Here is a 3,366-nt window from a genome sequence, read left to right on the forward strand (position 1 = left end):
TCGTCCGCGGCGGCGCCCGCGAGCGCCGAGCAGATCGTCGACAGCCACTTCGCCGGGCTGCGCGCGTTCGCGCCGGGCAGCGGCGACCAGGCGCAGGCGTTCAACGAGGTGTTGAAGTCGATCGACGCGCTGTACACGTACCTGACGGCCACCGACGACGCACTGAGGAGCGGCGCGCAACCGCCGCCGTCCGATGCGCCTGCCAAGCTGCGCGCCCAGGCCGGCCGCCTGCCGACCCCGTTCCGCGAAGTGCTCGACGACCTGTCGAACGTCGCGAACGGCAGCGTCGCGACCGTCGAGCAGCGCAGCGTCGCGACGCGGGCCGGTGCGAACGTCGGCGATTTCTGCCGGCAGGCGATCGCGGGCCGCTATCCGTTCGCGCGTGGCTCGTCGCGCGACGTCGCGCCGGCGGATTTCGCGCAGATGTTCGCACCCGGCGGCCTGATGGACGACTTCTTCCAGAAGAACCTGCAGTCGATCGTCGATACGACGTCGCACCCGTGGCGGTTTGCGAACCGCAATGCGGACGCCGATCCGTCGGCCGCCGCGATGCTTGCTTCGTTCGAGAAAGCGGCGGTGATCCGCGACGTCTATTTCGGCGGCGGCGCGCGCACCGCACAGCTGAAGGTGCAGATCCAGCCGCTCGAAATGGACCCGTCGATCACGGAGATGGTGCTCGACGTCGACGGGCAGATCGTCCGCTACGCGCACGGCCCGCTCGTGCAGAGCGCGGTGGACTGGCCGGGCCCGCGCGGCAGCAACCAGGTGCGGCTGCAGGTGTCCGGGCAGGCCGGTGCGACCGACGGCTTCTCGACCGACGGGCCGTGGGCGCTGCACCGGCTGTTCGACCGCGCGGCCGTGTCGGCCGGGCGCGGCTCGGACCAGATGATTGCGCGGTTCACGGTCGACGGCAAACCGATCGTGCTGCAAGTGAATGCGGGCAGTGTCCGCAACCCGTTCAGGCTGCCCCAGATGGAGTCTTTTACATGCCCTCCGAAGCCATGAGCCCGACACCGCCGTTCACGCGTACCGACGGCGATGCGCCGGCCTGGTACGGGAAGATTCCCGGCGCCGGCGACTTCGTGAACAGCCGGCTGCCGCATGCGCTCGCGCTGTGGTGGGAACGCTGGCTCCAGCAGGGAATGGCCGCGATGCGCCAGCGCGGCGCGGACGAGATCGAGCGCCACTACACGGTCGCGCCGGTCTGGAATTTCCTGATTCCGGCGGGCGCCGGTGCGTCGTGCATCCAGCCGGGCTGCCTCGCGCCGAGCTGCGACCGCGTGGGGCGCTACTACCCGGTGATCGTCACGCTGCCGATGCGCGCGGCCGATTACTGGAACGGGCTGCCGGACGCCGCCGACGCGTTCTACTGGCAGGTCGGCCAGGCGCTGCTCGACGCGATCCGCCATGCACGCGCGCCGGGCGATCTCGAGCAGATGCTGGAGCGCGTGCGGCTCACGCAGGGCGACGACACGTACGCGGACATCGTCGACGGCATGCCGGCGCCGCCGCCGGAACGGCCGGCCCCGGCCGCGTGGCCGGGGCTGTCCGGTTACTTCGATCCGCACGGCGGCACCAGTTTCTGGTGGACCAACCGCGCGGACGGATCGCCGCTGCGCACGCATGCGCATACGGGCACGCCCGACAACGCGCTGTTCCTGACGCTGTTCGGCGGCAGCTAGCGGCCCGGCTGAAGGACGGCGGGCCGCCGGGCGCGGCGGGCGGACAGGACGCGGTTTCGAGAGGTGGTGGAGATGAAGGACGCTGGATCGAGAGACAACGAGCACGACACGGCGACACGCGGCGACGCATCCGAATTCACGGTGCGGCCGCTGCCGCTCGGCCATCGCCTGGGCGAACTGCAGCTCGACGAGGTGCTGGGCATCGGCGGCTTCGGGATCGTCTATCGCGCGTTCGACCGCACGTTGCGGCGCGCGGTCGCGATCAAGGAGTACATGCCGTCGATGCTGGCCACGCGCGGCGGCGACTATACGGTGTCGCTGCGCTCCGAGCGGTTCGCGCAGGCGTTCGACGCCGGGCGCGGCGCGTTCCTCAACGAAGCGCGCCTGCTCGCGCAATTCGACCACCCGGGGCTCGTCAAGGTCCTACATTTCTGGGAAAGCCACGGCACCGCGTACATGGTGATGCCGTTCTACGAAGGGCGCACGCTCAAGCAGCTGCTCGACGGCGGGATGCGGATCAGCGAGACGCAGTTGCGCCATATCGTCGGCGCGCTGCTCGGCGCGCTCGACACGCTGCACCGCGCGCAGTGCTTCCATCGCGATGTTGCGCTCGACAACGTGCTGATCCGCCCGAACGGCAGCGCGATCCTGCTCGACTTCGGCGCGGCGCGCAAACGGATCGGCGATCTGGTCGACGACGGCGCGATGATGATCAAGCCCGGGTATGCGCCGATCGAGCAGTACACCGACGACCCCGCGTTCAGCCAGGGGCCGTGGACGGACCTCTATGCGCTCGGCGCGGTGATGCACGCGATGATCACCGGCGAGCTGCCGCCCGCAGCCGTCGTGCGCAGCATCAAGGACACGTACCGGCCGCTCGCATCGCGCGACCTGCCGGCCGGCGAAGTGTACAGCCCGGCATTTCTCGCGGCGGTCGATCATGCGCTGCAGTTGCGGATTCCGGATCGCCCGGAATCGGTCGCGGCGTTCGCGGCGGAGCTCGGGTTGCGGGACGTCGGGGCGGGTGGCGGGTATGGCGCGGCGGTCGTGCCGCCGGTGGGTGATGCGGGCAGGGGCGGGGAAGGGAAGCGCGAAGCTTCGGCCGGGCCCGGTACTGCATCGGATGTCGCCGCGGCTTCGATCGGCGCGGGCGGGACTGCTTCGGGCAACGCTGCGGGGGATGAGCGGGCATCGACGCCCGCTGGCGCGGGACATGGGTCTACGCCTACGGACACGGCATCCGCATCCGCATCGTCTGGCGTGTCCGGTGCCAAGCCGGAGGCGGATGCGCCTTCGACGTCCAAAACGATCGCGCAAAGTGCCGCCGTTGCGGCTGCGGGCTCGCTCGCAGCATCTGCATCGCATGGGGCGCAACCGGCGGCGAAACCGGTTGAAAAGCCGGTCGAACCCGACGCGCCGAACAGAAACGTCGAACGCGCGAAAGAAGCACCCGCTGCACGAACCAACTCACACGACGAAGCCGGTACCCGATCCGCAACGACCGACACCGACATCGGTGCGCGTGGGGAAGCAGGTTCCGGGAACGCGAACGCGTCCGCGGCTGCCGGCACTGCTGATTCGACCGCACCGCATCCTGCCGCATCGGCATCGGCTTCGTCATCCGGCGGCGCATCCGTGCCGACCGGCGCCCAACGCGGCCAGGCACCCGCCGGATCACGCAACC

3 protein-coding genes are annotated in these 3,366 nt (G+C 70.2%); all 3 read left to right on the forward strand.

Annotation, left to right across the window (positions count from 1 at the left end; all coding sequences use genetic code 11):
* Positions 1–1,005 (forward strand): type VI secretion IcmF C-terminal domain-containing protein (locus G3N99_RS36760; protein ID WP_277396484.1); only part of this gene is annotated, 1,005 nt, incomplete at its 5' end.
* A complete protein-coding gene (gene tagF / locus G3N99_RS36765; protein WP_174985087.1) occupies positions 987–1,682 on the forward strand; it encodes a type VI secretion system-associated protein TagF in 696 nt (231 codons plus the stop codon). The genes G3N99_RS36760 and tagF, both read left to right, overlap by 19 nt.
* A gap of 72 nt (positions 1,683–1,754) precedes the next feature.
* A partial coding sequence (locus G3N99_RS42195) for a serine/threonine-protein kinase (protein ID WP_241012037.1) occupies positions 1,755–3,366 on the forward strand: 1,612 nt, incomplete at its 3' end.

This window comes from Burkholderia sp. Ac-20392, assembly GCF_017104585.1.
In the GTDB taxonomy this organism is placed as follows: Bacteria; Pseudomonadota; Gammaproteobacteria; order Burkholderiales; family Burkholderiaceae; genus Burkholderia; species Burkholderia lata.

Bases quoted from the DNA above. Each gene is read 5' to 3' on its own strand.
- tagF (WP_174985087.1), top strand. From the start codon at position 987: ATGCCCTCCGAAGCCATGAGCCCGACACCGCCGTTCACGCGTACCGAC.